The organism is Thermoclostridium stercorarium subsp. stercorarium DSM 8532 (assembly GCF_000331995.1).
Classification (GTDB): domain Bacteria; phylum Bacillota; class Clostridia; order DSM-8532; family DSM-8532; genus Thermoclostridium; species Thermoclostridium stercorarium.
This window is the reverse complement of the sequence record NC_020134.1, coordinates 2,317,750-2,340,779: the sequence shown is the minus strand read 5'-3', so window position 1 is coordinate 2,340,779 and position 23,030 is coordinate 2,317,750. Positions and strand designations below refer to the sequence as shown.

The following is a 23,030-nucleotide window of genomic DNA, read 5'->3' as shown; positions in this document are numbered from 1 at the left end:
ACTTTATCTCCTCCCTTTATGGGAGGTTATTTTATTATATGTGAACTTTATTATTTTGGACAGAAGCAGCAAAATCTCTACTATACACAACCCTATTATGATGTAAAGAATTTCAGAATATTCCATCAGGCGTTTCTTTGCCTTTTCAAAACTGGTAAGTTCAGGCAGTATTTCCCTGTCCGGAAACAGATCAACGGTAATAACCGTCCCGTCGGTAAGGGTGAACTTAACGGTTCCCATCAGTGTATTTTTATACAGGGGGAGTTTCATATTGTCTTCTACCAGATCGTAATGAATTTCCTGTATATAATTGTCGCCGACAGGATAAGTATAATATACGTCACTGCCCGCGATAAGCGTTACTTCATGCCCTTCAACCGTTATGTTGTCCAGAGGCTGTCCCTTGTATACAAGCGGCCCCCTTCTGAAATTGTTAAACCCGAATTCAAAAAGTTTTATTGTATCGGTATACATAGTCTCCGCCGGCGCGTCGAGAAGTATACAAACAAGCCTTTGCTGGTCCCGGCTTACCGTCGTAATTACAGTCTGGTATTTGGGATCGTTGTAATCAACCTTTCCGCCGTCCACACCGTCATAACTCCAGAACATGTCATTGAGGTTTGTCAGCACCAGTGTTTTATTCTCGTCAAACCACGGCTTTGCCTGCGATGAGAATACCTTTTCAAAATTCTGGTTGGTGGTAATGGCATGGCGGATTAATTTGGCCAAATCCGATGCTGTGGTATACTGGTTTTCATCGTAGGCCCCGGTGGGATTTACGAATACCGTGTTGATCATATCCAAACTTGCCGCATAATCATTCATCAGTTTGACGAAATCTTCCACCGTCCCACCCACTGCTTCCGCAAGGGCGATTGTCGCGTCGTTTGCGTTACTGAGCATTGAAGCGTAAATAAGACTTTCGGCGGTGTACTTTTCACCAACGGTAAGCTCCAGCAGCGCTCCCTCGGCATTGACCGCTTCCTTGCTTGCCGTCACCATGGTGTTTAAGTCAAGCTTTTCGAGGGCAATATATGCAGTCATCAGTTTGGAAGCCGCAGCAATATGTAACTTCTCATCAGGGTTTTTTGCATACAGTATCTGACCGCGTTTTAATTCGAAAAGCAGTGCAGACGGTGCTTCCACGGTTGGTTCTGAAGAAAGGGCGGCACTTGCGACAGGCATATTAATCAAGTAAATCAGGATAAGAAACCACACCAGCTTTTTAAACATAAGACCTCCGGAATTTATGTCAAGTAGTAATCAGCTTATTTTATCGCGTCAACAGGCAAACCGCCTAAAAGGTTAAGCAGCCACCTGACATTCTACATCATTAATTATACAATTAACGGCTGGTAAAGTATACAATATAATGACCAAATATTAGGTGTTTTTTCACAATGAATTTATTAATTTAATGTATTAAGTCTGCCTGAAATTCCCATAATAACATTAACCGTTATATTATTTTTACCCCAATATTGTGAAATTATCAACAATATTTGCTTAATATTTATTATGTACGGGAGGAATCCGATTGTCAAAGGAAAAAATTCAAATTTCCCCGCTGCAGCTTACCTTTTTGTTTATAACCATGGTTATATCCACTGCCGACATATTTACCCCATCCTTTGTTGCCCAGGAGGCAAAAGGGGATTCCTGGATTTCCGTCATCCTCGCTTCGGTGGCGATGATACCCGTTCTGTTTATATATATGGGGCTATACAAACAGTACAGGGAAAAGAGCCTTATTGAAATCTGCGACGAAATTGCGGGAAAGGTTGCTGGGAAAATCATAGGTTTTTTATACGTTTTTTATTTTATTTTTATTGCTTTAGGCGCTACAATGAGCCTTACGATAGTGTTAAACATTACTTTTCTTCCGATGACCCCGCCCTGGATTATAGTGCTGGTATCGGTTCTTGTAGCACTTTATGGCGTTTACAGTAATCTGGAAGTGGTCGCAAGGGTTAATGAAATACTTTTGCCTGCAGGAATGGGGGCGCTGGTGTTTCTTCTCCTTTTAAACATTAATGAATATGATTTCGATTTCTTCCGGCCTGTTTTGGCAGACGGCATTCTGAATCCCGTAAGGGGTGCCGTTATTATTTTCGGTTATTTGGGAGAGACAGTGGTAATCCTTCAAATGCTTCACCTTGTAAACAAGTCAGAAAAAATTACCACAGCAGTGTTTGCCGGGCTTTTGATAACCGGGATGGCAATCCTCGCAGGCACTTTGATTTATGCGGTTTTCGGGCCTCTGACCGAAGTCTTTATAATAACTTCGCTGGAGTTGGCAAGATTTTCTTCGATAGGGAAGTATATTCAAAATCTTGACGTTTTGATTCTGGCCATATGGATTACGGGAATTTATGTGAAAATTATGATTTTTATCTATGCAGGCACGTACGCGATGTCACAGCTGTTCAGACTTAAAAGCTATAAATCGGTTATTTTGCCCGTGGGTTTCTTTTTATGCAGCGTGACGTTTTCAAACGTGGACGTCAGGGTAACAGAGCTTTCTTTCATGCATTACATAGTTCCCGTTTATGCAATTGCAATGTCTTTTATAATTCCGGGAATTCTGCTCTTAATCGGCAAAATTAAAAGCAGAAAGAAAGGAAAGGGTCAGAAAGAATGAACGTTTTGTTTTTTTACGCAAGTATTGTTGCCTTGCTGGTTATATTTTTTATAACCGTAATGAAAAAGAAGTTCACGGTACGGCATATGGTTCTGATGCTGGGATACGGTCTGTATAATCTGATTTTTGAGCTTATATTCGGCGAGATTCTCGGACTTTACTACTACATCGAAAAAGATCGTTATATACCCAAACCATTGTGCTAACCGGATGGAGAATTCTGCCATGGTCGGTTATAAGCTATATGGTTTCCTTCTATTTGATAAATTTGTTTAACAGTTTTTTACTTAGAGTATTACCCGAGCCTTAACTGATTTTTGTTGATTTTTTTATTATTGAGGAACCAAGGGGTATCCAGTTGATGGTGGTTTTGTAAAGCAGTGCCCTGACGCCCGGTATTCCCATTGCAGCAAGCAGGCTGTCGTAACCTTTATTGTCAAGTTTGTTGAAACCTTCTCTCAGCTGCTGTAGATAAATGTTTTTCTTCGTAATGTACTGACACTGCTTATGGTAATCCAGACCGAGGGCAATGTACCGCGCGGCAAATACGCCCATGCTCAGTGAATTGAACTGGCCAAAACCCAGGAAAGGGTCAATGCTTCCTCCGGACAGCCCGGCAAAAATGATATTGTCGATTATTTTCGGGTATACATGCCCGCTTACATGATGCTGCGTAAATTCCTCGATTATGGGATATTTAATGTTTTCATAGTATAAAAAAGTATGCCAGAACTCGTTTATGTCCTGTTCGCTGCAGTCCGACACAACAAGAATGACAGAGGCTTTCTTTTCACTGAAGGGTGTGAGATATGCATATCCGTTCCTGCAGTAATGCTGATTTATCCACATATCAATCCTTGAAGTGTCGAAATTCCCGTGAATTATCGCACCTCTTATATATCCGTTAAACCATGTCTGCCATATCCCGTATTCCTTCGGATAATAGTTGTTTCCGGTTGCGACCACGACATAATCATAATGTTTTTTTAATTTGTGAGGATCGGCGTAATTATTCAGAAAAACTCTCGTTTTATTCAGTGAAGCAAAAATCTGGTTTTTTATTGAATCTTTTGTATTGGATCTGAGAAAAAAGAAACCAAGTTTTCTACCGGTTACCATAAGATTCCTGGTGGGGGAATGGTGCATCACTCTTCTGATCGGTGCAAGAGGTGTGATGTCAAGGTATAATTTTTCCCTGAAATATCTTATATAATCGCCATGAGGGGGGCGGTCCACAATTCTCAGCATGGCTGTGGAATGTGTGAAGGGTTCGCCTATAAACCCGTTTTTTTCATATAAATCAGGTACAATACCCAAACGTTCAAGTTCGTGGGCGCATGCCAGACCGGCAAGGCCGGCTCCTACAATTGCTACTTTCACAAAAACCTCCATTTACCGCACTTGATTTTATGGTTTTGGCTTGGCAGGGAATATTTTGTGTATGATATTGGCAGGTGTACTTTTTCTAAGAAGCTTTTGCTGTATGTTTAAAATATCCCTTGTTTCGTCATCCCTGAGCCTTGTAAACAAGGCTTTGGCTTCGGGGTTTACCACACTTAGCAGTGCGTGATTATACCATTTCTGAAGCATTATTTTGTATTCAAGTAAATCGGTCAGAATGTTCATCTCGTTCATGTTGAATACCCCTGTGTATATGGAATTCACTGTATTCCCAGCCGTTTCATTTTGTCATTAAGTTCTTTTATGTGTTCCTTGCTGTTTTTTTTAAAATCGTTAATCATGTCTTCAAGAATTGGATCTTTTATCATTTTTTTAAAAAAATCATATTTTTTCATCAGTACCTCTTCAAGACCGAGACTTCGGTTAAAGTAAAATGAAAGCATATCCTCCTGGTATAGTTTAAACAAAGTCATCACCTCTTATTAACTACGTTTTTTATTTTTAGCAAAACAAAGAATATTATACAGTAAATAACCAAATTGAAGTTGGATAAAATACACTATGAAATAGCTTTTAAGTGTTTAAAATTTCGTTTATAGGAGGAAAGATTATTGAAAGTAGCAATAATAGGTTCGGGCGTTTCAGGGCTGGCATGTGCTTTCCGCTTAAATCAGCTTGGCATAAAACCGACGATTTTTGAAAAAAGGTCTATAATAGGCGAAGCCATAAATTTGTACGGCATGCATTTAAACTGCTTTAATCTGTTTACAAACAACCCGCTGAAGTTTTTCGAAAAAGAATATAATCTTAAAATAGCACCCATGCGCCCCATTAAAAAAATAACCATGTATTCTGGGAATAAAAAGATTACGGTTAAGGGCGGAAATCTCGGCTGTATTTTTAAACGCGGGCCGGGGTTTGACTCGCTGGAAAGGCAACTTTTCGATAAAGTGGATGCCTTTTTCTGTTTTGATGTCTGTGTTATGCCTTCGATTATAGATGAAATAAGGAAGGAATTTGACGCCGTAGTTGTTGCAACGGGGGGTTCAGATATACCCAAGCATTTTGATCTTATGAAAAGTGAACTGATCATCCAGGTGAGAAGCGGGCTTATTGAAGGCAGATTTGAACCCTGCCAGGTTTTTTCATGGATGAAAACCGGGTATTCAAATGATTTGTATGTATGTTTGATACCCGTAAACGAAAACAGGGCGGTTATCACATTGCTGGCAGATGACATTACTCCGGACGAACTGGATTATAAATGGAAAAAGATGATAATAACTGAGAATATTACCAACAAAATATTACAAACATGGGATCACGAATACCGTGGGGGCAGGTTGAAAATGAACCAGCTTGGAAATCTTTATTTTATCGGCAATGCCGGAGGCTTAACCGATGATTTTATGGGATTTGGAATAATAAACGGTATTATCAGCGGAATTTTTGCCGCCGACGCCATAGTCAAGAGGACGGATTATCAGAAGAGTATTCAAACAATACTGGACCGTATTGATAAAATACACAATTTCAAACTGCTTGCTGAAAAAAGCGGTAAAGATATATGGAAATACATGACCGGTATAGTGGGATTTCCGGGAATACGCGGTATCATATACAGGAAATCGTTAGTAAAATTTTATCATATTGGTGGATTGATTGAGAATTTAATAAAGGAATGAGTTTCTCTATTTTTTTATTTCGAAAATAAGCTCAGCTAGGGGCTTAAAAATAAAATACACGATGTCGGAAACCGTTGGTATGTTTAATTCCGTAAACGGGATAACAAAATACATGGCTGATATCAAAATTATAACCATGGAAACCAGTAATTCCTTAAAATACTTTTTTTTAACGCAATAATAAGCCTGAATAATCGTATATATAACGGCTATTGCAATTGCATACCACATTATTACCAGTCCTCCGTATGGAAATATTTTCCCATAAGACCGCGGTGCCGGATTTTAAGATTCACATTATAACTTACAGGAATTCTGGAAAAAACTTCACACCAGTTTTCTTTTAATTTTTCCCACTGCTTTGGATATCTTACTTTGAAAACTTTGTGAAAACCTAAGAAATCGGTCCTTAAATCATTCTGGGCCCTGTTTACGGCCAAATATATTTCCGAAGCTATCTCCTGCGCAACTATGTCTTCAATTTTTTTAATAAAGGTTTCATCATATGCGGGGATTTCGCCGTACAGCTCGGTTATGAATCCGGTTGCTTTAACCGTGACGGCCGCAGTAATGTTGTCATCGGATACGTAAGGGAATTCCAGTTTTGATTCCACATTAGTTATGTCTACTGTTATTTTAAAGCCGGGATCGGTAATTTCTTTGTAAATGCTGAATGACTGTTCTATTTTATTGCTCAGTATCAGATACCCCCTCAGTTCGATCGGTGAAAGCCATCCTACAAGCCTGTCCTTGTCGATTACCGCGCCGCCGCTTACATAGGCAATAGGTTGTTCGGTGTCCTTCCAGTAAAGTTTCAGGTATTCCTGAAAGTCAATGGTAAATGGGGTTTTACTGCTGTAGTAAAATCCCATGTTTCCTATAACAAAGCCATTCTGATACGACGCAAGGGAATTAAGCGAAAGTTCTTTAACATTAAGGGCAAAACCCTTGGACCATTCACCGGCACCTTCGATAATACCTAAAAGCTCGCGAAAAAGGCTTTTTTCAAGATTCGCCGGGACTTGCATCATTTCAGAAGCTTCCCCGGGAGTAACAAAAATAAGGTTTCCGTACCTGAATTCCGAATTTCTCGTGAGCAGGTCGGTTATATCCGAAATACCCTGTCTGGCCTTTTCTTCGCCAATAAGTATAATTTTGTTATGCATCCACGTAAGGCTTCTGGTGGAAGTGCGCCGGAGGTTTCTCAACGCATCAAAGGTAGATTTCCCTGCTGCCGTTCCTATCCACGTGGTTGCTACGTTTTCCTGGTTCTGGGTCTGCCCGAATGGCTGCACCGACAGAACGGTAACACGTTGGTTGCCGTCGTGATCCAAATCAAAACCAGTCATTACCACTATTCCTATATCGCTTAATTCCCTTGCGTCCCAGCATGAGCATAAAAAAATACTTGAGAAACATAAAAGAATGATAAGGCATTTTTTCATATCAGACTCCTTTCATTGCCCGGCAAGGTGTATTCAGCTGTTTTTTTTCGAAGTATGCACAGGGTTTAATGTTTCCAGGAAGGCGGGGCGATATCTCTGATAGCTGGGTGGCCCATGAAGCAGAGTGTTCTGGATGTCTTTCAGATTAAGCGGAGCTAACGGTGAAAGGTAAGGTACGCCTACAGAGCGGATTGATGCCATGTGGATAAGCAGTACGACAAAGAGGCTTATTATACCGTACATCCCCAAAAAGGAAGCTGCAATCATAAAAGGAAATCTGATTAACCGCAGGGCGGGGTTTGTAGTATAACCCGGAACGGCAAAGGCTGAAATTGCCGTTAACGCAACCACTATAATCATTGCCTGGGATACAATACCGGCCTGTACTATGCTCTGCCCGATTACAAGACCGCCGACTATGCTTATGGAAGGTCCTATTGGTTTAGGTATGCGTATGTTGGCTTCCCTGAGAATCTCAAAAGTAAATTCCATTATAAACGCTTCAATGAAGGCGGGAAAAGGGACCCCGGCTCTTGAACTGGCTATTGTTATTAATAGCTGGGTCGGTATCATGCCTGGGTTAAAAACGGTAAGGGCAATATATAAGGCTGCACCGAATGTTGAAATCAGAAATGCGACAAATCGCAGAAACAGCAGGAACATTGCCATATAATAACTCATATAGGCCTCATCCGCGGATTTAATCAAGTCTATGAAAAGTGACGGATATATCAGCGCGAACGGTGAACCGTCCATCATTACAACCACTCTGCCCTCCAAAAGGTGGTTAACACACCTGTCCGGGCGCTCTGTTAATATTTCCTGCGGAAAAGGGGTAAATTTATTGTCACTTATAAATCTCCTCAGATGCCCGGTATCGATAACACCATCGGTATCAATCCGTTCAATCCTTTTTTTCAGCTCATCAATAAATTCCGGATTCGCAATTCCTTCAATATACATAATTGCAAAGGTATTCTTTGTTATACAGCCTTTTATACTGAATTCAATTTTGAATTTTGATGTTTTGATTCTTTTGCGCAGCAGGGCAAGATTCAGGTGGATATCCTCAACAAATCCTTCCTGGGGGCCAATGGCGGATACTTCGATCTGAGGACTTCCGACCATTCTGCCGTTGGATGTGCGTACATTGACAATCAGGGCCTCAGCGATACCGTCTATAAGGATGATGCAGTCTCCGTCATATATGGCTTTCAAAAGGTCTCCGGTATTTTTTGTGATTTTTACTTCATGGGAAGGCAGGAATTTATTTTTGATTTTTTCAGCGGTTTTAATTACACATGTATCCATAGGTTCCATAAGCCATTCAAGGATAAACCGGCTTATATTCTCCGATGAAACGATACTTTCAAAATAATAAATACAGGCTTTGCGATTTCTCATAAGTATAAAATCGCGCTTTACAAAATCATCACACCTGTCGAAAAGTCTTTCAAAATTCTGTTTATTTTTCTCAAGGGAACATGACAATTCAAAAAGGGAATCGTTGTTTATTTCCTGTTGTTTTTTTCCCTTAAAAAGCTTTGTAAAAAACCGCATGGCACATCCTTTCAGTGATAATTTTTATTTTAGCATTTGCATTAATTATGGAATTATTCATCCAGCTGCAGATATTGAATAAAAAAACCGAAAATAAAAATGACGGGTGTTTTCCCCGTCAAGCTCAAAAGTAAATTTATGTAAATAATACAGTTAAATTTAACGGTTGAAATTGAATAATTATGGAATATTTTAATCCACAATAAATGGTTTAACTTCTTTCATGAATTCATCGGCATTGTCGGTATGAGCTTCAACCTTTATAGGCTTGCTTAAGTCAAGGCTGAAAATACCCATAATGGACTTTGCATCAACTATATATCTGCCCGATGTAAGGTCCACGTCAAAATCGTATTTGTTCACGATGTTTACAAAATCCTTCACGTCGTTGATTGATTTGAGCATAATATTGAAAGTTTTCATATATTAAACACCGCCTTTCATGCGTTTATGCTTAAATTTAATAAGGTTTTATAACCCCAGTATGTTTCAGCTGTAATTATATATATATTATATATTAAAAAGATATTAGTCAATTACAATTATGTTAAAATTATAACAGCTATTTTTTTTGGCATTGAACATTTGTTTTCTTTTTGAGAAAATAGATGTCGTGGTATTTATTATCATGAGGTAATTTTATTTTTTACAGGATGACGGAAAATGAAGAAGGTTGCATTTATAACCCTTGGATGTAAAGTTAATACTTATGAAACCGAAGGAATGAAACGGCTGTTTGAAAAATCGGGCTATGAGGTTGTTGAACCCGATAACTGCGCCGATGTTTATGTTATAAATACATGTACTGTTACCCATCTGAGCGACAGAAAGTCAAGGCAGATGATAAGACGAGCGCGAAGGTTAAATCCCGATGCGGTAATAGCGGCTGTCGGCTGTTATGCGCAGGTGGCCCCTGAGGAAGTTTCAAAAATTGAGGGAGTAAACCTGGTTATAGGGAATAACCGCAAGAGTGAAATTGTTGAACTGGTTGAGGAAGTTTCCCGGGATGAAAAGAAAATTGAAGTGCTGCCGGGAAGGGAACTGAAAGAGTATGAGGAATTGTGGGCCGGGTCGTACACCGGACATACACGGGCTTTTCTAAAAATTCAGGATGGCTGTGACCAGTTTTGCAGTTATTGCATAATTCCGTTCGCCAGGGGCCGTATACGGAGCAGAAGCATGGAATCCATAATGGATGAGGCAAGAAAACTTGTAGACAATGGTTTCAAAGAAATTGTCCTGACAGGGATACATCTTACATCATATGGAAAAGATACCGGTAAAGGAACATTGCTGGATGTTATAAGGGAACTGGATAAAATGGAACGGCTTTCTCGGATAAGGCTGGGTTCGCTGGAGCCTCTTTATATGACTGAGGAAATGATAAGGGAAATGTCCGGAATAGAAAAACTTTGCCCGCATTTTCATCTTTCCCTGCAGAGCGGTTGTGACGAAACGCTGGCCAGGATGAACAGAAAATATACCACCACTGAATACAGGGGGATAGTTGAAAAAATAAGGCGGTATTTTGAGGACGTGGCAATAACGACCGACATAATGACCGGGTTTCCCGGCGAAACCGACGCGGAGTTCAGGAAAACATGCGAATTTGTTCAAAGCATAGGTTTCAGCCAGGCACATATTTTCCAATATTCTGTGCGGAAAGGAACGAAAGCCGCGGCAATGAAGGATCAGGTGCCTCCTGAAGTGAAGGAAGAAAGAAGCAAAATACTGACCGCAATCTGCAATAATTCAATGCGTGCGTTCCGGGAAAACCAGATTGGCAGAGTTAAGGATGTTTTATTTGAAGAAAAGGTTGACGGATACTATGCCGGACATACCGATAATTATATACCTGTAAGGGTTTTGAGCGATGAAAATCTGTCGGGTGAATTGTTAAGCGTACGACTTGTAAAAAATGAACATGACTTTATGATAGGGCAATTGTATAATGAAAAGTAAACTGTTTGTAAAAAAGAACATATTGTAATATTAATTTTAATATATTACTATTAAGTTAAGTTAGCTGTCAGGATTTATGGGTATAAGTATTTATACGGGACATATGCACCGAACCATTGGAACAGGGAATGGAGTGATGGGCTTGAATAACGAAACAATGATGTACAAAGTGGATAAGGATAATGCAAACCAGGCACGAGAAATCCTGTTAACGGTTTACGAGGCATTGAAGGAAAAGGGATACAATCCCATAAGCCAGATAGTAGGATATATCCTTTCAGGCGATCCAACTTACATTACAAATCATAAGAATGCCAGAAGTATCATCAGAAAAATTGAGAGGGATGAGCTTCTTGAAGAACTGGTAAAATCATATCTCAGCGAGAAGTGATTAAATACGGCTGGCTGCCTTGATTGCTGTAAAGGCAGCCATGCCTTGTGCCATAAATGTTTTTGAAACAGTTGTTTTGAATTCATCTCTTGTATCATGTTTTCGTCTGAAAAGTCCACCATGGGAAATAAATTTTAAAATCTGTTTTCAAATCTTTTTTTTGGAACTCATTGATGATTTTTTCACAAAGTCTTTAAAAGCACTTTACATTTAAATAAAACTGGGTTATTCTATATTAGAGTTTAATATGGAAACTTCCGGATATAATATCCGGTGTTATGTGATTTATAAATTGACAGATGCCTTATTTTAATAATGGAAGGAGTTTGGGATATGATACCGTTGAGAATTGAAAAGGTTCATGCCAGAGAAATTCTTGATTCAAGGGGAAATCCTACTGTTGAAGTTGAAGTTTTGGTAGAAGACGGTTCACTGGGACGTGCGGCAGTACCTTCAGGCGCGTCCACCGGTGCGTTTGAAGCAGTAGAGCTGCGTGACGGCGACAAAAACAGATACCTGGGCAAAGGTGTTCAGAAAGCGGTTGATAATGTAAACAAGATTATCGCGCCTGCGATTGAAGGAATGAATGTTTTTGATCAGGTTCTCATTGACAGAACGCTGATTAAACTTGACGGTACAAAGAATAAATCCAATCTGGGTGCCAATGCGATTCTTGGTGTTTCGCTCGCGGTCGCAAAGGCTGCTGCCAATTCTCTTGACTTGCCTTTATATAAGTATATTGGCGGTACCAATGCGAAAGTTTTGCCTGTACCCATGATGAATATTATAAACGGCGGTAAACATGCTGATAACAGTGTTACCATTCAAGAATTCATGATTATGCCTGTCGGCGCAAGCAGTTTTAAACAGGCATTGCAGTGGTGTGCCGAAGTATTCCACAACCTGAAGAAGGTTCTTAGCTCAAAAGGCTACAGCACTGCCGTTGGTGACGAAGGCGGATTTGCACCCAACCTTAAATCTGACGAGGAGGCTCTGGAGGTACTTGTTGAAGCTATCAGCAAAGCCGGATTTGAGCCGGGTAAGGATTTCAGGCTCGCCATTGACGCCGCAGCAACCGAGATGTATGAGGAGGCTAAGGCAATAGGCGAAGAAGGCAAGTACTATTTCTGGAAGACAAAGACTTTAAAGACAAAAGAAGAAATGGTCGCTTTCTGGGAAGACCTCGTATCGAAATATCCGATTATATCTCTTGAAGACGGCGTAGCAGAAGAAGACTGGGAAGGCTGGAAACTCCTCACCGAAAGACTTGGAAACAAAATTCAGCTGGTCGGTGATGACTTGTTTGTAACCAATACCGAGAGACTGGCAAAGGGAATTGAACAAGGTGTTGCAAATTCCATTCTTATTAAAGTCAACCAAATTGGTACATTAACCGAGACGCTTGAAGCCATAGAGATGGCAAACAGAGCGGGTTACACTGCCGTTACTTCCCACAGATCAGGCGAGACTGAAGATACTACAATTGCTGACATAGCCGTTGCAACAAATTCCGGTCAGATTAAGACGGGAGCGCCTTCAAGAACGGATCGCGTTGCGAAGTACAACCAGTTGCTGAGAATTGAAGAAGAACTGGGCGAAGTGGCAGAATACCGCGGCTTGAAAGCATTTTTTAACCTGAAAAACAAATAATCTCAGAAAATAGTTTTAAAGGGCTATTTCAAAACGGGACTGAAATAGCCCTTGATTTATATAAAATTCCGGCGAAAAATCTCAATAATAACAATGGTAAAATTTACTTTATTTTGGGTTCATGCAGGGATAAAGCCGGTTATCCGTTAAAATAAAATTATAAAGATGAGAACTGTGGCTAATAATGATAAGAGATAATATCTGATGTTATTTTTAAGGATTCATCGGTTTAAGAATTTATAAACTAAACCTGAAGTCAGTCTGTGTTTTCTTTTTTTGGCAAGTTTATAATGCCGGGCTGAATTTCGGATGTTACCGCGAATTGACTTAACAATATTCAGGCGATTATATGAAAAAGCTACAGTTCGGAAATTTCCTGACCTATTGTAAATGTGAGGGAGGAATGAGGCGTTATATAAATTACAAGTTCAATACTTAATTCATTCCTGCGGTTCCCGGGATCATACGATAAATCAAAGGGAATTCTGAATTTTATCAATAATAATAAAAGATTCTGCAGCTGAGAAAGTTTAATGCCTTCGGACATAAACCGCCTGAAAGCTTCGCAGGATAATATGTCTATGAATTCCTTCTGAAAGTCTTTCATTATTCATAGTCTGGTTTTACGGTTTTCATAATGCATATTATGACTTTAAAAACCGATAAGTGAATCTGTAAAACCGATTACTTCTACGTAAAGCGTTTAAGAGAATGTCATAGACGGCATAATTTTCCTCTTCATTTGCTTTCACATGAAGTATAAAACTTTTTAATGTGTTAAATAACGGTCAGGGTAACAAAACAACATGGTTTACAAAACCAAAATCATTGTTTTGTTACCCTGGAAATTCAGGCAAGCAGGCGTTTTTAATAATATTTTTTGCTGTTTTTGAGTTCCTGAACCATTCTCAATGCCTCGCCGAAACGCTGGAAATGTACAACTTCACGTTCCCGCAGCCACCTCAGGGGATCTTTGACGTCGGGGTCGTCCGCGAGGTCAATCAGATGTTCATAAGTTGCTCTTGCTTTTTGCTCTGCTGCCATATCTTCAACAAGGTCGGCTATAACGTCGCCCTTGGACTGCAGATATGCCGCGGTAAAAGGTGTACCGGCAGCGCTCATGGGATATACGGCTCTGTCATGATCGGTGTAATAGGCTCCCAGGCCTTCCCTTTCCAGTACATCCGCCGGCACGCCTTTTGTCAGCTGATGCACCATTGTACCGATCATTTCAAGATGAGCAAGTTCATCAGTACCATGATGTTATCAATGATTTATTTATTTTCGGCAGCTTCGGGTATATTTTGAGCTGTATTTCCGGATTTGAGTTCCAACGGCCGTTATCTGTTTTTAAATAAGTTATTTTCTCTATTACTTCCTTCAGCATTTTGTTTTTATCTGCAGGGTCTTCAATCATTTTATAGACTTTTATGAGACTTTCAGTCTTTGGTATAAAGTTTTTCTGTGCATTGGTGTATTTTTCATATTCTTTCAGTTTTTCTTCCAGCTGGGCCCTTTCCTTTCTGTTAGCTTCTTTCTTTTCACTGATGATTTTTGATCTTTCCAGGAAGGTATCTACCGAATAAACCCCCTGTTCCAACAAATCGTGAAGACTGTTGGATTGCTTATTAAGTGTTTCGAATTCTTTATCCAGGTTGGAAATTGATTTTTGCAATATTTCAATTTCCTTGTAATATTCGGAGTTGTTTTTCAATATGTTTTTTACCTCCAGTTTATACTCATCCAGTTGCTTTTTTAAAGCTTCAAGGGTCATGTCTTCTACAACGTACAGATAAGAGCTTATATTATCACATGCGGTGACAGGGCACATAAGAGTATCAGGCTGCCCGTTGGTATATGGCCTGCGTATCATTTTTCGGCCGCATTTCCCACATATAACAAGACCTGCTAATGGATTTTTAACCTGGTATCGCTTGGGTGCAGGCACTTCTTTGTGTTCAGAAAGATATTTTTGTGCGAGTTCCCATGTTTCAACACTTATTAGGGGTTCATGTATACCGTCAACAATTACTATATTGTCTTTAGCTCTTGGACGTTCTTTTACCAACTGGCCGTTAACCATTCTCTTTCTCTGAGGCCGGCTGTTCCATCTTATTTTTCCGATGTATACAGGGTTACGCAATATTCCCTGAACTGTAGAGGGAATCCACGGGCCGCCGGTAATAGTAGGTATTTTCATTTCATTCAGTTTTCGGACTATTTTGGATACCCCAATACGATTAGGTCCGGTATAAAGGTCAAATATTAATTTTACGATTTCAGCCTGTTCAGGATGTGGTTCAAGAGTGTAACCTTTATCATTAGGTAATTTTTTTCTTATATAGCCATAAGGAGGTTTATTGCCTACATACTTGCCTTCTTTAACAGATTGCAGACGTCCTCGCTGTAAACGCCTGTTTATTGTTTTATATTCACGTCTGGACATAAAAAGCCCGAATTCAAAATATTCCTCATCAAATTCATTATTTGGGTCATATATCTTGGTGGGAGTGATAATTTTCGTTCCCGAGTATTTAAAAGTTTGTGCGACTATTCCCTGGTCGATGGTGTCGCCACGGGCCAATCTTTCAACTTCCATTACAAGTACGCCTTTCCAGAACCCTTGCTCGACATCTGAAAGAAGCTCCTGAACAACCGGCCTGGAAGCAATGGTTTCTCCTGAAACAATCTCACGGTATATTTTTTCAACTGTTATGTTAAGTTTTTTGGCAAGCTCCAGCAAAGCCTTTTCATGACGCGCTAAAGTTTCACCTTCACCACGGGCTTCAGCCTCAGCATCAGCCCTTGACTTCCTCAGATAAATACAGTACATGCTCTCACCTTACCGAAATACATATTCAGGACAGATACGTTTTTCCAAGTAATCGTTGAGTACTCTATCATTATATGCGTCTAAACTTCTGTAGTATTAAGTTTTTACAGGTTTATGTGTATGGGTAGAAATAATTAGGATGAAGGGACAATCGTGAAATGTCTTGAAAGAATAATATCCACAATGGCTCATGAATTAGGGCATATTGTCCTGTGGCATTTCGTTTCATACGATCTCCTTTCATAAATTTGATTACTTGTATATTGAACTGGAAGTGTCAATTTTGAATTTTTGTAAGAGTTTAAGTGTCTAGTTTCAAATTTGATAATCCCGACTGCTTTAAAACTGTGCCCAATGAGTAACACAGTCAAGCACTCAATTAATAGATTATTCTGGGGGTGATTTTAGTGAAAATATTAAAGAATATGAAATCGGTAACACACCGATAAAATATAGCTGATGATGCCGTTGGGAAACCCCAGAAAAAATTAATGCAGTACTAATAATGGTAAAAATTTACTATCCATGCATCAAGTCGTTAAAAGGAATAGGATGTTTCGTTTTAAAGATTCATCGGGCATCACTTTATGAACACGTTCACCTGCATACTTTATTTTTCATCTATTGAGCCCTAAAACAAGTTTATAACCTCTCTTATAGTGTATTGGAGGTGCTGGTTATGAAGAAAGAAATTGTCGAGAGGGAAGAAGACCTGGTTGAAGAATTCAAAATAGGAAATGTTCATATCAAAATATACGACACCTACTGTAAAAACAAGACACCGGAAGAGATACAAGTAATTCTTGATCGTTGCTCATACATAGCAAGTGAAGCGTTGTCCAGGCAAAAAAGTATTTAGCTGAAAGAAGATAACAAATACTTTTGTCTCCACGAAAAGGCGAAAGATGCCCGAAAGTGGCCTTCGACGATTTTTATGGTTCAACATAGCCAATGTCGTTAACAGCCGGACAACCAATGTGAAAGCTGTTAAGGTTCAAATACTCGCATTTCAAAAATATACAGCCAGGTATGAAATTGCAATGTAGTTTGCGGGATAAAAAACAGTACACAGGATACCAAAGATATTACTTTTACCGGCCCGGTAATTCAAAAGACAATATATCTCATCGCGGTTAGAGATATTTAGACAAGCTTGTGCATTGTTTATCCATTTTTGAGTGCAATTGCGCATCTGTACAATGGTGTAACAATTAATAAGCTTAATTTGTTTATATATGTAGAAAGATATAAAAATGTTAGAAAGAAGGTGGAGCCATCGGGATAGTTAATTATTTAGGAATCACAAACTAACGTGTACGAATTTAATCACAAAAATAGTTCATAAGGAGAATTTCTGATATGGCAGAAAAAAAGTAATTACAGTAGTACTCTGTTGTATAATTATAATTGCAATTGTGTATTTTATACCAATCCCCTCCAGAATTAATGTAACCTTACAAGCTTTTCAACTGACAGACAGGTTTACAGGTAATTCTACAAATTTATCTGTCAAGGGTTGGTATTTAAATTACTTATTTCGGCCTGATGAACTTAAAGGGACATTAACTATTACCCCATATGATTTTGAAAAAAACGATGAAGCAGTTTATAAGTTCTACGGAATAATATATGAGTTACCGGATAGAAATGATGTACAATTTTCCTCAATGATACGATATAGTGAAGCTAAAGATAGTCTAATGTTTGGAACTATGAATTTTACCAAAAACTTTGATAAGGTCGTAATTGAAGATGACAATACTGTCTATGTAGCGTCTACAGAAACTGATTATGAACCGTACCAGATTTTAAATCACTTCAAAGGTCTTATTGATAAAAAATATTTCGAGAATTAGATGCTTATGTTTTATTAATAAAAATTAAGATTTTTCAACGGGGATTATATTGTTATATAATCCCTTAATTTTTAATGCAGTAAAATCATAATTTCAATTTATTTTTGAGTAAACAGCTTAGCGTTATTAATTGCTCTTAGCTATATTTTTACTAAAATTAATTATATGCACGCTTTCGAGTATTTTGCAATAAATATGCAGAATTCCGGATACGGTTTTAACCCACAGAATAAGACCATCTTGTAAAACGGGTATGTTTTAACATGCGTCATAAGTTTATTATACATGTGTATTATTAATGATTCCGAGCATTGGTATACTGGACAGGCTATTGCAAAGGATGAAGTAACTAAATCCTCCCTGTTGCGCTACTCTCAGCTCCAGCCGGGGTTTTTTATTTAGTTTGCAAATTGATAAAATATATGGTAATATTTATCATAAATAATCTGTCGATGTCCAGTAGCTCAAAAATACCCGGGGATCGACAGATCTAAAAATTGAGCAATATCAGCTATTTGCGGATTTTAATGCTTGAAAATTTAAAAATTGTGATTTTATAAAAGTGGCTTTTTATGCGGGTTTTACGGGTTTGAAGTTTACCTATAAGGAATTGAAACAAATTATATCACAGATGGACAAGCTTGAAAACGAAGGTTTGAAGTTTACCTATAAGGAATTGAAACTATTTTATTGCGCCTTCTTCAAGTGATGCGACTTTTTGTTTGAAGTTTACCTATAAGGAATTGAAACATTTTTATGCTATACTATACAATATATTGCTTAATGGTTTGAAGTTTACCTATAAGGAATTGAAACAAAATTTGTAAACGTACCCGGTATAGCATACATTCAGTTTGAAGTTTACCTATAAGGAATTGAAACTTTTATTTGTGAGGTGATTATATGAGTGCTACTGCGTTTGAAGTTTACCTATAAGGAATTGAAACAACTCCAAAGGTTCATTGCACCGTCACCATACTTAGTTTGAAGTTTACCTATAAGGAATTGAAACTTGGAGATTTCAAACTCCCGAAGAAATAGACTTTGTGTTTGAAGTTTACCTATAAGGAATTGAAACTTTGACAAGGCAAAGGTGATTGTGGCGCTGGATACCGTTTGAAGTTTACCTATAAGGAATTGAAACGATTCTCGGGCGTTTAGGTATGCCTCATACGGCATCGTTTGAAGTTTACCTATAAGGAATTGAAACGTGGTAAATCCATAGGAATATTACCTGCATCAGTCGTTTGAAGTTTACCTATAAGGAATTGAAACCCTTTATCTGAGATGTACCCTACGAGCATAAAATGCGTTTGAAGTTTACCTATAAGGAATTGAAACTTCTAAGCGGTCATGATAATGACCGCCGTCCACTCTGTTTGAAGTTTACCTATAAGGAATTGAAACCAGTTGTTGCATTCTAAACGCACTTCATAATCGTATCGTTTGAAGTTTACCTATAAGGAATTGAAACGAGTAAATGAATGAAAGCTGCACAAATGATGGTTGGTTTGAAGTTTACCTATAAGGAATTGAAACGTGAAGAAGAATTCTATAATGCCCCCACTTGTCAAGACAATTTTTTAGCTTTTCTAAGTTAGGTTCTCCTTTCTTTATTTTTGTATAATTATAACATTTATGCATTCTGTTGGAGGATGTCAAGGGCGAGCGTAAGCGAGTTCATCTTGGCCCTTGACATCCAATGCGCATACATCCTTTTGCTTTCCGGTCTGTTATGACAGACCGGCTGCCTTCCGGCGAGGACGGGGTTTGGGGCAGAGCCCCAAGGTTTTATACGACTGCCGGAAGCTGCTTACAACCCCCGAAGTAATACTCTGCCGGTGTTTTGTAATCCAACGACTGGTGAGGTCTCCGGTTGTTATAATACTCCACATATTCCCTTGTAATCTGCCGGAGCTGATGTCCTGTTTCGCAATCTTCAAGATAAAGCTTTTCCCATTTGTAGGATCGGAAGAAACGCTCTATCCGTTGGTTATCCAATGCTCTTCCTTTGCCATCCATAGATATTTTGATATTGTTGTTTTTTAGTAGATTGATGTAATCATCACTGGTAAACTGTGAGCCTTGGTCGCTATTCATAATTTCAGGTTTTCCGTGCCGTTTTATCGCCTTTTGGATTGCCTCTATGACAAATGTCCGATCCAGCGTGTTTGATAGCTCAAATCCAACAATATAACGAGAATACCAGTCTATAATGGCTACCAGATACATGAAACCACGTTTCATCCGGCAGTAGGTCACGTCTATGGACCATACCTGATTGGGATGATCAATGTTCAAGCCTCTCAGCAGGTACGGATACAAGTACTTCCCATGTAGACGCTTACTAAGATTGGGGCCAGGACAGAAGCCATGTATCCCCATTTCCCGCATGTAACGCCGGGTTCGCTTGCGATTAATGCGAATGTGATATTCCCGGTTCAAGATATTCGTCATCCTACGGTAACCGTACTCCGGATGAGCCGTGTAAATCTCATCGATGATCCTCTTAATCAGGTATTCCTCATCATTTGCTGGAACCGGCTTGTAGTAAAGGCTTGTACGATTTATGCTCAACAGTTCGGCTTGCTTGGTTATACTGAGTTTCTTCTCTTCTCTGTCAATCATCTTCATGCGGTCTTCACGGGACTTAGAGTCGGCCAGATTTTTTTTTAAGCCAGTTAACCTCATATGAGAGTTGACCAATTTGCTTAAGCAGTTCGTCCTTCTCCTTTTCATACGCCTGCTTGACTTTCTCTACTTCATCGGTTTCCTTGCTGAATACCCTGCCTGCATTGCTTATGAATTCTGCCTTCCAGCGGCTTAGCTGATTCGGATGTATTTCATATTCGGCAGCAATCTCATTCAGCGTTTTTTCTTCCCTTAAGACCTCAATCACTATTTTTGCTTTTTCTTCCGGTGTAAAATTTCTTCTCTTTTCCATAGTTCCATACTAACTTATTTTGGCCGTTTTGTCTGTCTTAATTTCTGGTATCATTATATCCCGGCTTCCAATCTGAGGTTTAAAGTTTACCTATAAGGAATTGAAACCAGATCAACAGCTGTTTTGGCTTCTTCTTTTGATAGTTTAAAGTTTACCTATAAGGAATTGAAACTTCACCGCGTGAAAACACGTATTTTAATTCCGCAACTGTTTGAAGTTTACCTATAAGGAATTGAAACATTACAACTTCATAAATATTCCTGTTATCAACTGACGTTTAAAGTTTACCTATAAGGAGTTGAAACATAAATTACTGTCGATTTTATTTTCAAGCCATTCTGTGTAGTTATGAAGAAGTCGCGTACCGTAAATAATAGCGAATATGATTATTCTTTTGAGGTTTGTCGGAGCCTTTATTTATTCTTGAAAACAATAAAAGTAGTAGTATAATTTACATAAAAGGTTTATAATTAATCTGTCGACGTCCGGCAGTGTAAAAATCCCTGAGGAGCGCCAGATGTAAAAATTGAGAATTATCAGCTCTTTGCGGATTTTAATGAATAGCTGCGGGTTTTTAAAAAGGTTTTTTTGTGCGTATTTCACTGGTTTGAAGTTTAGCTGGGAAGGGATTAGAGAAATTTACCTACAAGGAATTGTAATATCCGTGGCATATTCATTGTTACTACTCCTATACTGTTTAAAGCCTACCTATAAGGAATTGAAACAAGGCAAAATCGCTGCCGCCCTCAAACGTAATATACTGTCTTAAGCTTAACTATAAGGAATTGAAACTTTCGTTTGTACATCGTAATCTACGGTGAAGAGATAGTTTTAAGTTTACCTGTAAGGAATTAAAATATATAAAAGTTTTGAACCACTTCTTTTTCAAAAGGTTTAAAGTTTACCTAAAAGGAATTGGGACTTTTTAACTTTGGCTTAATGTAATTTACTGACCGTGTTTGAGGTTCTATCATTTTGAAAAATGACGAAATTAATGGTATAATTTACAAAAATGATCTATAATTAATCTGTCGATGTCCGATAGTGTAAAACCATGGATATCCGTACAGGACGGTATCATTCCGGTTGGTTTACAGTTGCTGCGGAATAATTTTATTGAAATTATTGAAACGCCGGAGGCATTCCCTTCCGGCGGCGTTTTAATAAAACATCTGAAGGCGTAAAGTGAGCTCGAATATTAAAAATTACATATATAATCATTGCTATTGCTGTCACTTAAATTACCGATAAGTCTACCCTTTTCATATAAGGGATTTAGAAATATAAATTTCGATTTCACGCTGTTCTATTGCGTTATAAATACAGCAGAAATCTTCAATGGAATCATTGCCGATGGTTTATCATTAAAAGACCATTTATTTCCCGTACTTAGGGATTGTCTGCAGGGCTTTACTCTCAATATATTATTGTTTATTCCCTTTGGCTGCCTTCTTGCGATAAATGTAAGAAAAAGCAATGTTTTGAAAGTAATGCTTGGTTCGTTTATTTTTTCTTCGTCTTTGGAAATTCTGCAATTGATAGAAGTGTTGTTTTCACTGACTCATGTGCGAGTCTTTGATATAGATGATATTATAGCTAATGCAATTGGAGTAATTACAGGGTTCTTTTTTGCCATACTGCTGCCGAAGATAATGAAAATAGAAGTATCAATATAAATGAGTAATTGATGAGTTTAATCATTTCAGTTTCCAAAGATAATAATATATCACTGATAACCTAATGGCACCAATTCTTCAGTACCGATGTCATTCAGAATTGCTTTGGTTTCTTTCGTCGGCATGTGAAATCTCTGGCTTAAGTAGCGGAGTGATGCCGCAAGCTCGCCGTCAGGGCCGCCGTACTGACTGATAATGTATTTTGCCAGTTTTGGATTGGGCCTTTTAATTCTTATAGGATACTGAAGTTTTTTCTCATAAATCCACATACCTACGCCTCCTTTTCCCATGGCCACGGTGAGTCTACCCATTGCCAGCAGTTCGGGTTGGGCAGGTGCCGCAAACTGAGCGGGCCGTATTTTTCTTCATATATTTTTCTTAATTTTTGCGATTCCTCATAGCACATTCTGTAATCCTTAAGTGCGTTGGCATCGGACGGATGAGTGTCCAAAAACAGGCCTAAATCAACCAGACAGAAATCATAGGCCATTATCTGTTCCAACAGTTTTTGACGTTCGTCCATGTATTTTCACTCCTTTCAGTTTACTTCCCGGTTATTGGAATCCGGGAAAACCGTTCCTCTGATATATTTTTCATTAATAATGTTTTCTGTTTTTTCAGCCTGTTTTGCCGGGAGTTGCTTGTTTATTTCTGGAAGAATGGGTTGTTTGTTGACTTTTGGCCAAAGTTCTTCTTTCTTTTCATTGTAGGGCTGATAAAGTTCACTGAATACAGTTCCTTTTTTAAGGCCTTCCATGGCCGGCAGGATACCTCTGTAAACCTGATACGGCGTATAAGTTTGGCTTAATTGCAGATCGTCCGGCATTACAGGAATACTGATGCTGGGTCCGGTGCAGCAGTTGCCGGCATATATTACCGCAGCGATTTCCTTCATCACAACACCTTCCCTGAAAATGTTTTTTCCATAGTACATCCTATGAATTTTACATAAAAAGCGTGACCGAATTATAATTCAAAAACCGGCA

General features: G+C 38.7%; 22 protein-coding genes, 1 pseudogene and 1 CRISPR repeat array. Of the genes and pseudogenes, 9 read left to right on the top strand and 14 right to left on the bottom strand.

From position 1 onward, the window contains the following. Positions 1 to 3: 3 nt before the first annotated feature. Complete coding sequence (locus CST_RS10120) at positions 4 to 1,233, bottom strand: D-alanyl-D-alanine carboxypeptidase family protein (protein WP_015359808.1); 1,230 nt, start codon at positions 1,231 to 1,233, stop codon at positions 4 to 6. A 304-nt stretch (positions 1,234 to 1,537) separates the two neighbouring features. Between CST_RS10120 and CST_RS10115 the strand changes: the two genes are divergently transcribed. Continuing rightward, the gene (locus tag CST_RS10115) at positions 1,538 to 2,641 is read left to right on the top strand and encodes a GerAB/ArcD/ProY family transporter (protein ID WP_015359806.1); all 1,104 of its coding nucleotides are present in this window, start codon (positions 1,538 to 1,540) and stop codon (positions 2,639 to 2,641) included. A gap of 59 nt (positions 2,642 to 2,700) precedes the next feature. Next, on the top strand, positions 2,701 to 2,847 hold the full coding sequence (locus CST_RS10110; RefSeq protein WP_242823549.1) for a hypothetical protein: 147 nt from the start codon (positions 2,701 to 2,703) through the stop codon (positions 2,845 to 2,847). Positions 2,848 to 2,947: 100 nt separating this feature from the next. Here CST_RS10110 and CST_RS10105 read toward each other — a convergent pair whose 3' ends face one another. Genes CST_RS10105 through CST_RS10095 form a run of 3 tightly spaced genes read right to left on the bottom strand, consistent with a single transcriptional unit; the run spans position 2,948 to position 4,485 of the window. Then, positions 2,948 to 4,021: an FAD-dependent oxidoreductase gene (locus tag CST_RS10105; RefSeq protein ID WP_015359804.1), complete on the bottom strand. Its 1,074-nt coding sequence runs from the start codon at positions 4,019 to 4,021 to the stop codon at positions 2,948 to 2,950. Positions 4,022 to 4,048: 27 nt separating this feature from the next. Continuing rightward, a complete protein-coding gene (locus CST_RS10100; protein WP_015359803.1) occupies positions 4,049 to 4,276 on the bottom strand; it encodes a hypothetical protein in 228 nt (75 codons plus the stop codon). Positions 4,277 to 4,302: 26 nt separating this feature from the next. Beyond that, complete coding sequence (locus CST_RS10095) at positions 4,303 to 4,485, bottom strand: hypothetical protein (RefSeq protein WP_242823548.1); 183 nt, start codon at positions 4,483 to 4,485, stop codon at positions 4,303 to 4,305. 168 nt (positions 4,486 to 4,653) lie between these two features. On the opposite strand from CST_RS10095, the gene CST_RS10090 reads away from it, so the two are divergent. Further along, a complete protein-coding gene (locus tag CST_RS10090) occupies positions 4,654 to 5,727 on the top strand; it encodes an NAD(P)-binding protein (RefSeq protein WP_015359801.1) in 1,074 nt (357 codons plus the stop codon). 233 nt (positions 5,728 to 5,960) lie between these two features. Here CST_RS10090 and CST_RS10080 read toward each other — a convergent pair whose 3' ends face one another. The 3 genes from CST_RS10080 to CST_RS10070 all read right to left on the bottom strand — a co-directional run bounded on the left by CST_RS10080 (position 5,961) and on the right by CST_RS10070 (position 9,155). Beyond that, positions 5,961 to 7,172: a Ger(x)C family spore germination protein gene (locus CST_RS10080; protein WP_015359799.1), complete on the bottom strand. Its 1,212-nt coding sequence runs from the start codon at positions 7,170 to 7,172 to the stop codon at positions 5,961 to 5,963. Positions 7,173 to 7,205: 33 nt separating this feature from the next. Beyond that, entirely contained in the window at positions 7,206 to 8,732 is a 1,527-nt protein-coding gene (locus CST_RS10075; RefSeq protein WP_015359798.1) for a spore germination protein, read from the bottom strand. A 192-nt stretch (positions 8,733 to 8,924) separates the two neighbouring features. Beyond that, entirely contained in the window at positions 8,925 to 9,155 is a 231-nt protein-coding gene (locus tag CST_RS10070) for an HPr family phosphocarrier protein (RefSeq protein WP_015359797.1), read from the bottom strand. A gap of 240 nt (positions 9,156 to 9,395) precedes the next feature. On the opposite strand from CST_RS10070, the gene mtaB reads away from it, so the two are divergent. The 3 genes from mtaB to eno all read left to right on the top strand — a co-directional run bounded on the left by mtaB (position 9,396) and on the right by eno (position 12,735). Continuing rightward, positions 9,396 to 10,694, top strand: a complete 1,299-nt coding sequence (mtaB, locus tag CST_RS10065) for a tRNA (N(6)-L-threonylcarbamoyladenosine(37)-C(2))-methylthiotransferase MtaB (protein ID WP_015359796.1) — start codon at positions 9,396 to 9,398, stop codon at positions 10,692 to 10,694. A gap of 136 nt (positions 10,695 to 10,830) precedes the next feature. After that, the gene (locus CST_RS10060) at positions 10,831 to 11,085 is read left to right on the top strand and encodes an IreB family regulatory phosphoprotein (protein ID WP_015359795.1); all 255 of its coding nucleotides are present in this window, start codon (positions 10,831 to 10,833) and stop codon (positions 11,083 to 11,085) included. Positions 11,086 to 11,418: 333 nt separating this feature from the next. Further along, entirely contained in the window at positions 11,419 to 12,735 is a 1,317-nt protein-coding gene (eno, locus tag CST_RS10055; RefSeq protein ID WP_015359794.1) for a phosphopyruvate hydratase, read from the top strand. Positions 12,736 to 13,093: 358 nt separating this feature from the next. Here eno and CST_RS10050 read toward each other — a convergent pair whose 3' ends face one another. The 3 genes from CST_RS10050 to CST_RS10040 form a co-directional block, all read right to left on the bottom strand. After that, complete coding sequence (locus CST_RS10050; RefSeq protein ID WP_015359793.1) at positions 13,094 to 13,342, bottom strand: hypothetical protein; 249 nt, start codon at positions 13,340 to 13,342, stop codon at positions 13,094 to 13,096. 260 nt (positions 13,343 to 13,602) lie between these two features. Beyond that, on the bottom strand, positions 13,603 to 13,965 hold the full coding sequence (locus CST_RS10045) for a manganese catalase family protein (protein WP_015359792.1): 363 nt from the start codon (positions 13,963 to 13,965) through the stop codon (positions 13,603 to 13,605). 19 nt (positions 13,966 to 13,984) lie between these two features. Beyond that, positions 13,985 to 15,568, bottom strand: a complete 1,584-nt coding sequence (locus CST_RS10040; protein WP_015359791.1) for a recombinase family protein — start codon at positions 15,566 to 15,568, stop codon at positions 13,985 to 13,987. A gap of 679 nt (positions 15,569 to 16,247) precedes the next feature. On the opposite strand from CST_RS10040, the gene CST_RS10035 reads away from it, so the two are divergent. After that, positions 16,248 to 16,427, top strand: a complete 180-nt coding sequence (locus tag CST_RS10035; RefSeq protein WP_015485105.1) for a hypothetical protein — start codon at positions 16,248 to 16,250, stop codon at positions 16,425 to 16,427. A 556-nt stretch (positions 16,428 to 16,983) separates the two neighbouring features. Then, on the top strand, positions 16,984 to 17,424 hold the full coding sequence (locus tag CST_RS13555) for a hypothetical protein (RefSeq protein WP_034840035.1): 441 nt from the start codon (positions 16,984 to 16,986) through the stop codon (positions 17,422 to 17,424). Positions 17,425 to 18,011: 587 nt separating this feature from the next. Then, a CRISPR array of direct repeats spans positions 18,012 to 18,963; the repeat unit is 30 nt; unit sequence GTTTGAAGTTTACCTATAAGGAATTGAAAC. Positions 18,964 to 19,215: 252 nt separating this feature from the next. On the opposite strand, the gene CST_RS10025 is transcribed toward CST_RS13555, so the two are convergent. Next, a protein-coding gene (locus tag CST_RS10025) for an IS3 family transposase (RefSeq protein WP_188118544.1) occupies positions 19,216 to 20,368 on the bottom strand; the annotation gives its coding sequence in 2 pieces (ribosomal slippage) (positions 19,216 to 20,098 and positions 20,097 to 20,368; 1,155 coding nt in all). Between the two features lie 1,220 nt (positions 20,369 to 21,588). Between CST_RS10025 and CST_RS13845 the strand changes: the two genes are divergently transcribed. Next, positions 21,589 to 22,044: a VanZ family protein gene (locus CST_RS13845; RefSeq protein ID WP_081594895.1), complete on the top strand. Its 456-nt coding sequence runs from the start codon at positions 21,589 to 21,591 to the stop codon at positions 22,042 to 22,044. Between the two features lie 62 nt (positions 22,045 to 22,106). On the opposite strand, the pseudogene CST_RS10010 reads toward CST_RS13845, so the two are convergent. The 3 genes and pseudogenes from CST_RS10010 to CST_RS10000 all read right to left on the bottom strand — a co-directional run. Continuing rightward, positions 22,107 to 22,313 (bottom strand): annotated as a pseudogene (locus tag CST_RS10010) (manganese catalase family protein); the annotation flags it as partial. A gap of 2 nt (positions 22,314 to 22,315) precedes the next feature. Beyond that, positions 22,316 to 22,567, bottom strand: a complete 252-nt coding sequence (locus CST_RS10005; protein ID WP_015359783.1) for a spore coat protein CotJB — start codon at positions 22,565 to 22,567, stop codon at positions 22,316 to 22,318. A gap of 15 nt (positions 22,568 to 22,582) precedes the next feature. Next, complete coding sequence (locus tag CST_RS10000) at positions 22,583 to 22,939, bottom strand: spore coat associated protein CotJA (RefSeq protein ID WP_015485101.1); 357 nt, start codon at positions 22,937 to 22,939, stop codon at positions 22,583 to 22,585. Positions 22,940 to 23,030 lie beyond the last annotated feature (91 nt).

Coding starts and splice junctions, on each gene's coding strand:
- CST_RS10120 (WP_015359808.1), bottom strand. CDS start 1,233: ATGTTTAAAAAGCTGGTGTGGTTTCTTATCCTGATTTACTTGATTAAT.
- CST_RS10110 (WP_242823549.1), top strand. CDS start 2,701: ATGAAAAAGAAGTTCACGGTACGGCATATGGTTCTGATGCTGGGATAC.
- CST_RS10100 (WP_015359803.1), bottom strand. CDS start 4,276: ATGAACGAGATGAACATTCTGACCGATTTACTTGAATACAAAATAATG.
- CST_RS10095 (WP_242823548.1), bottom strand. CDS start 4,485: ATGCTTTCATTTTACTTTAACCGAAGTCTCGGTCTTGAAGAGGTACTG.
- CST_RS10080 (WP_015359799.1), bottom strand. CDS start 7,172: ATGAAAAAATGCCTTATCATTCTTTTATGTTTCTCAAGTATTTTTTTA.
- CST_RS10075 (WP_015359798.1), bottom strand. CDS start 8,732: ATGCGGTTTTTTACAAAGCTTTTTAAGGGAAAAAAACAACAGGAAATA.
- CST_RS10070 (WP_015359797.1), bottom strand. CDS start 9,155: ATGAAAACTTTCAATATTATGCTCAAATCAATCAACGACGTGAAGGAT.
- mtaB (WP_015359796.1), top strand. CDS start 9,396: ATGAAGAAGGTTGCATTTATAACCCTTGGATGTAAAGTTAATACTTAT.
- CST_RS10060 (WP_015359795.1), top strand. CDS start 10,831: ATGGGCTTGAATAACGAAACAATGATGTACAAAGTGGATAAGGATAAT.
- eno (WP_015359794.1), top strand. CDS start 11,419: ATGATACCGTTGAGAATTGAAAAGGTTCATGCCAGAGAAATTCTTGAT.
- CST_RS10050 (WP_015359793.1), bottom strand. CDS start 13,342: ATGAAAGACTTTCAGAAGGAATTCATAGACATATTATCCTGCGAAGCT.
- CST_RS10045 (WP_015359792.1), bottom strand. CDS start 13,965: ATGATCGGTACAATGGTGCATCAGCTGACAAAAGGCGTGCCGGCGGAT.
- CST_RS10040 (WP_015359791.1), bottom strand. CDS start 15,568: ATGTACTGTATTTATCTGAGGAAGTCAAGGGCTGATGCTGAGGCTGAA.
- CST_RS10035 (WP_015485105.1), top strand. CDS start 16,248: ATGAAGAAAGAAATTGTCGAGAGGGAAGAAGACCTGGTTGAAGAATTC.
- CST_RS10005 (WP_015359783.1), bottom strand. CDS start 22,567: ATGGACGAACGTCAAAAACTGTTGGAACAGATAATGGCCTATGATTTC.
- CST_RS10000 (WP_015485101.1), bottom strand. CDS start 22,939: ATGAAGGAAATCGCTGCGGTAATATATGCCGGCAACTGCTGCACCGGA.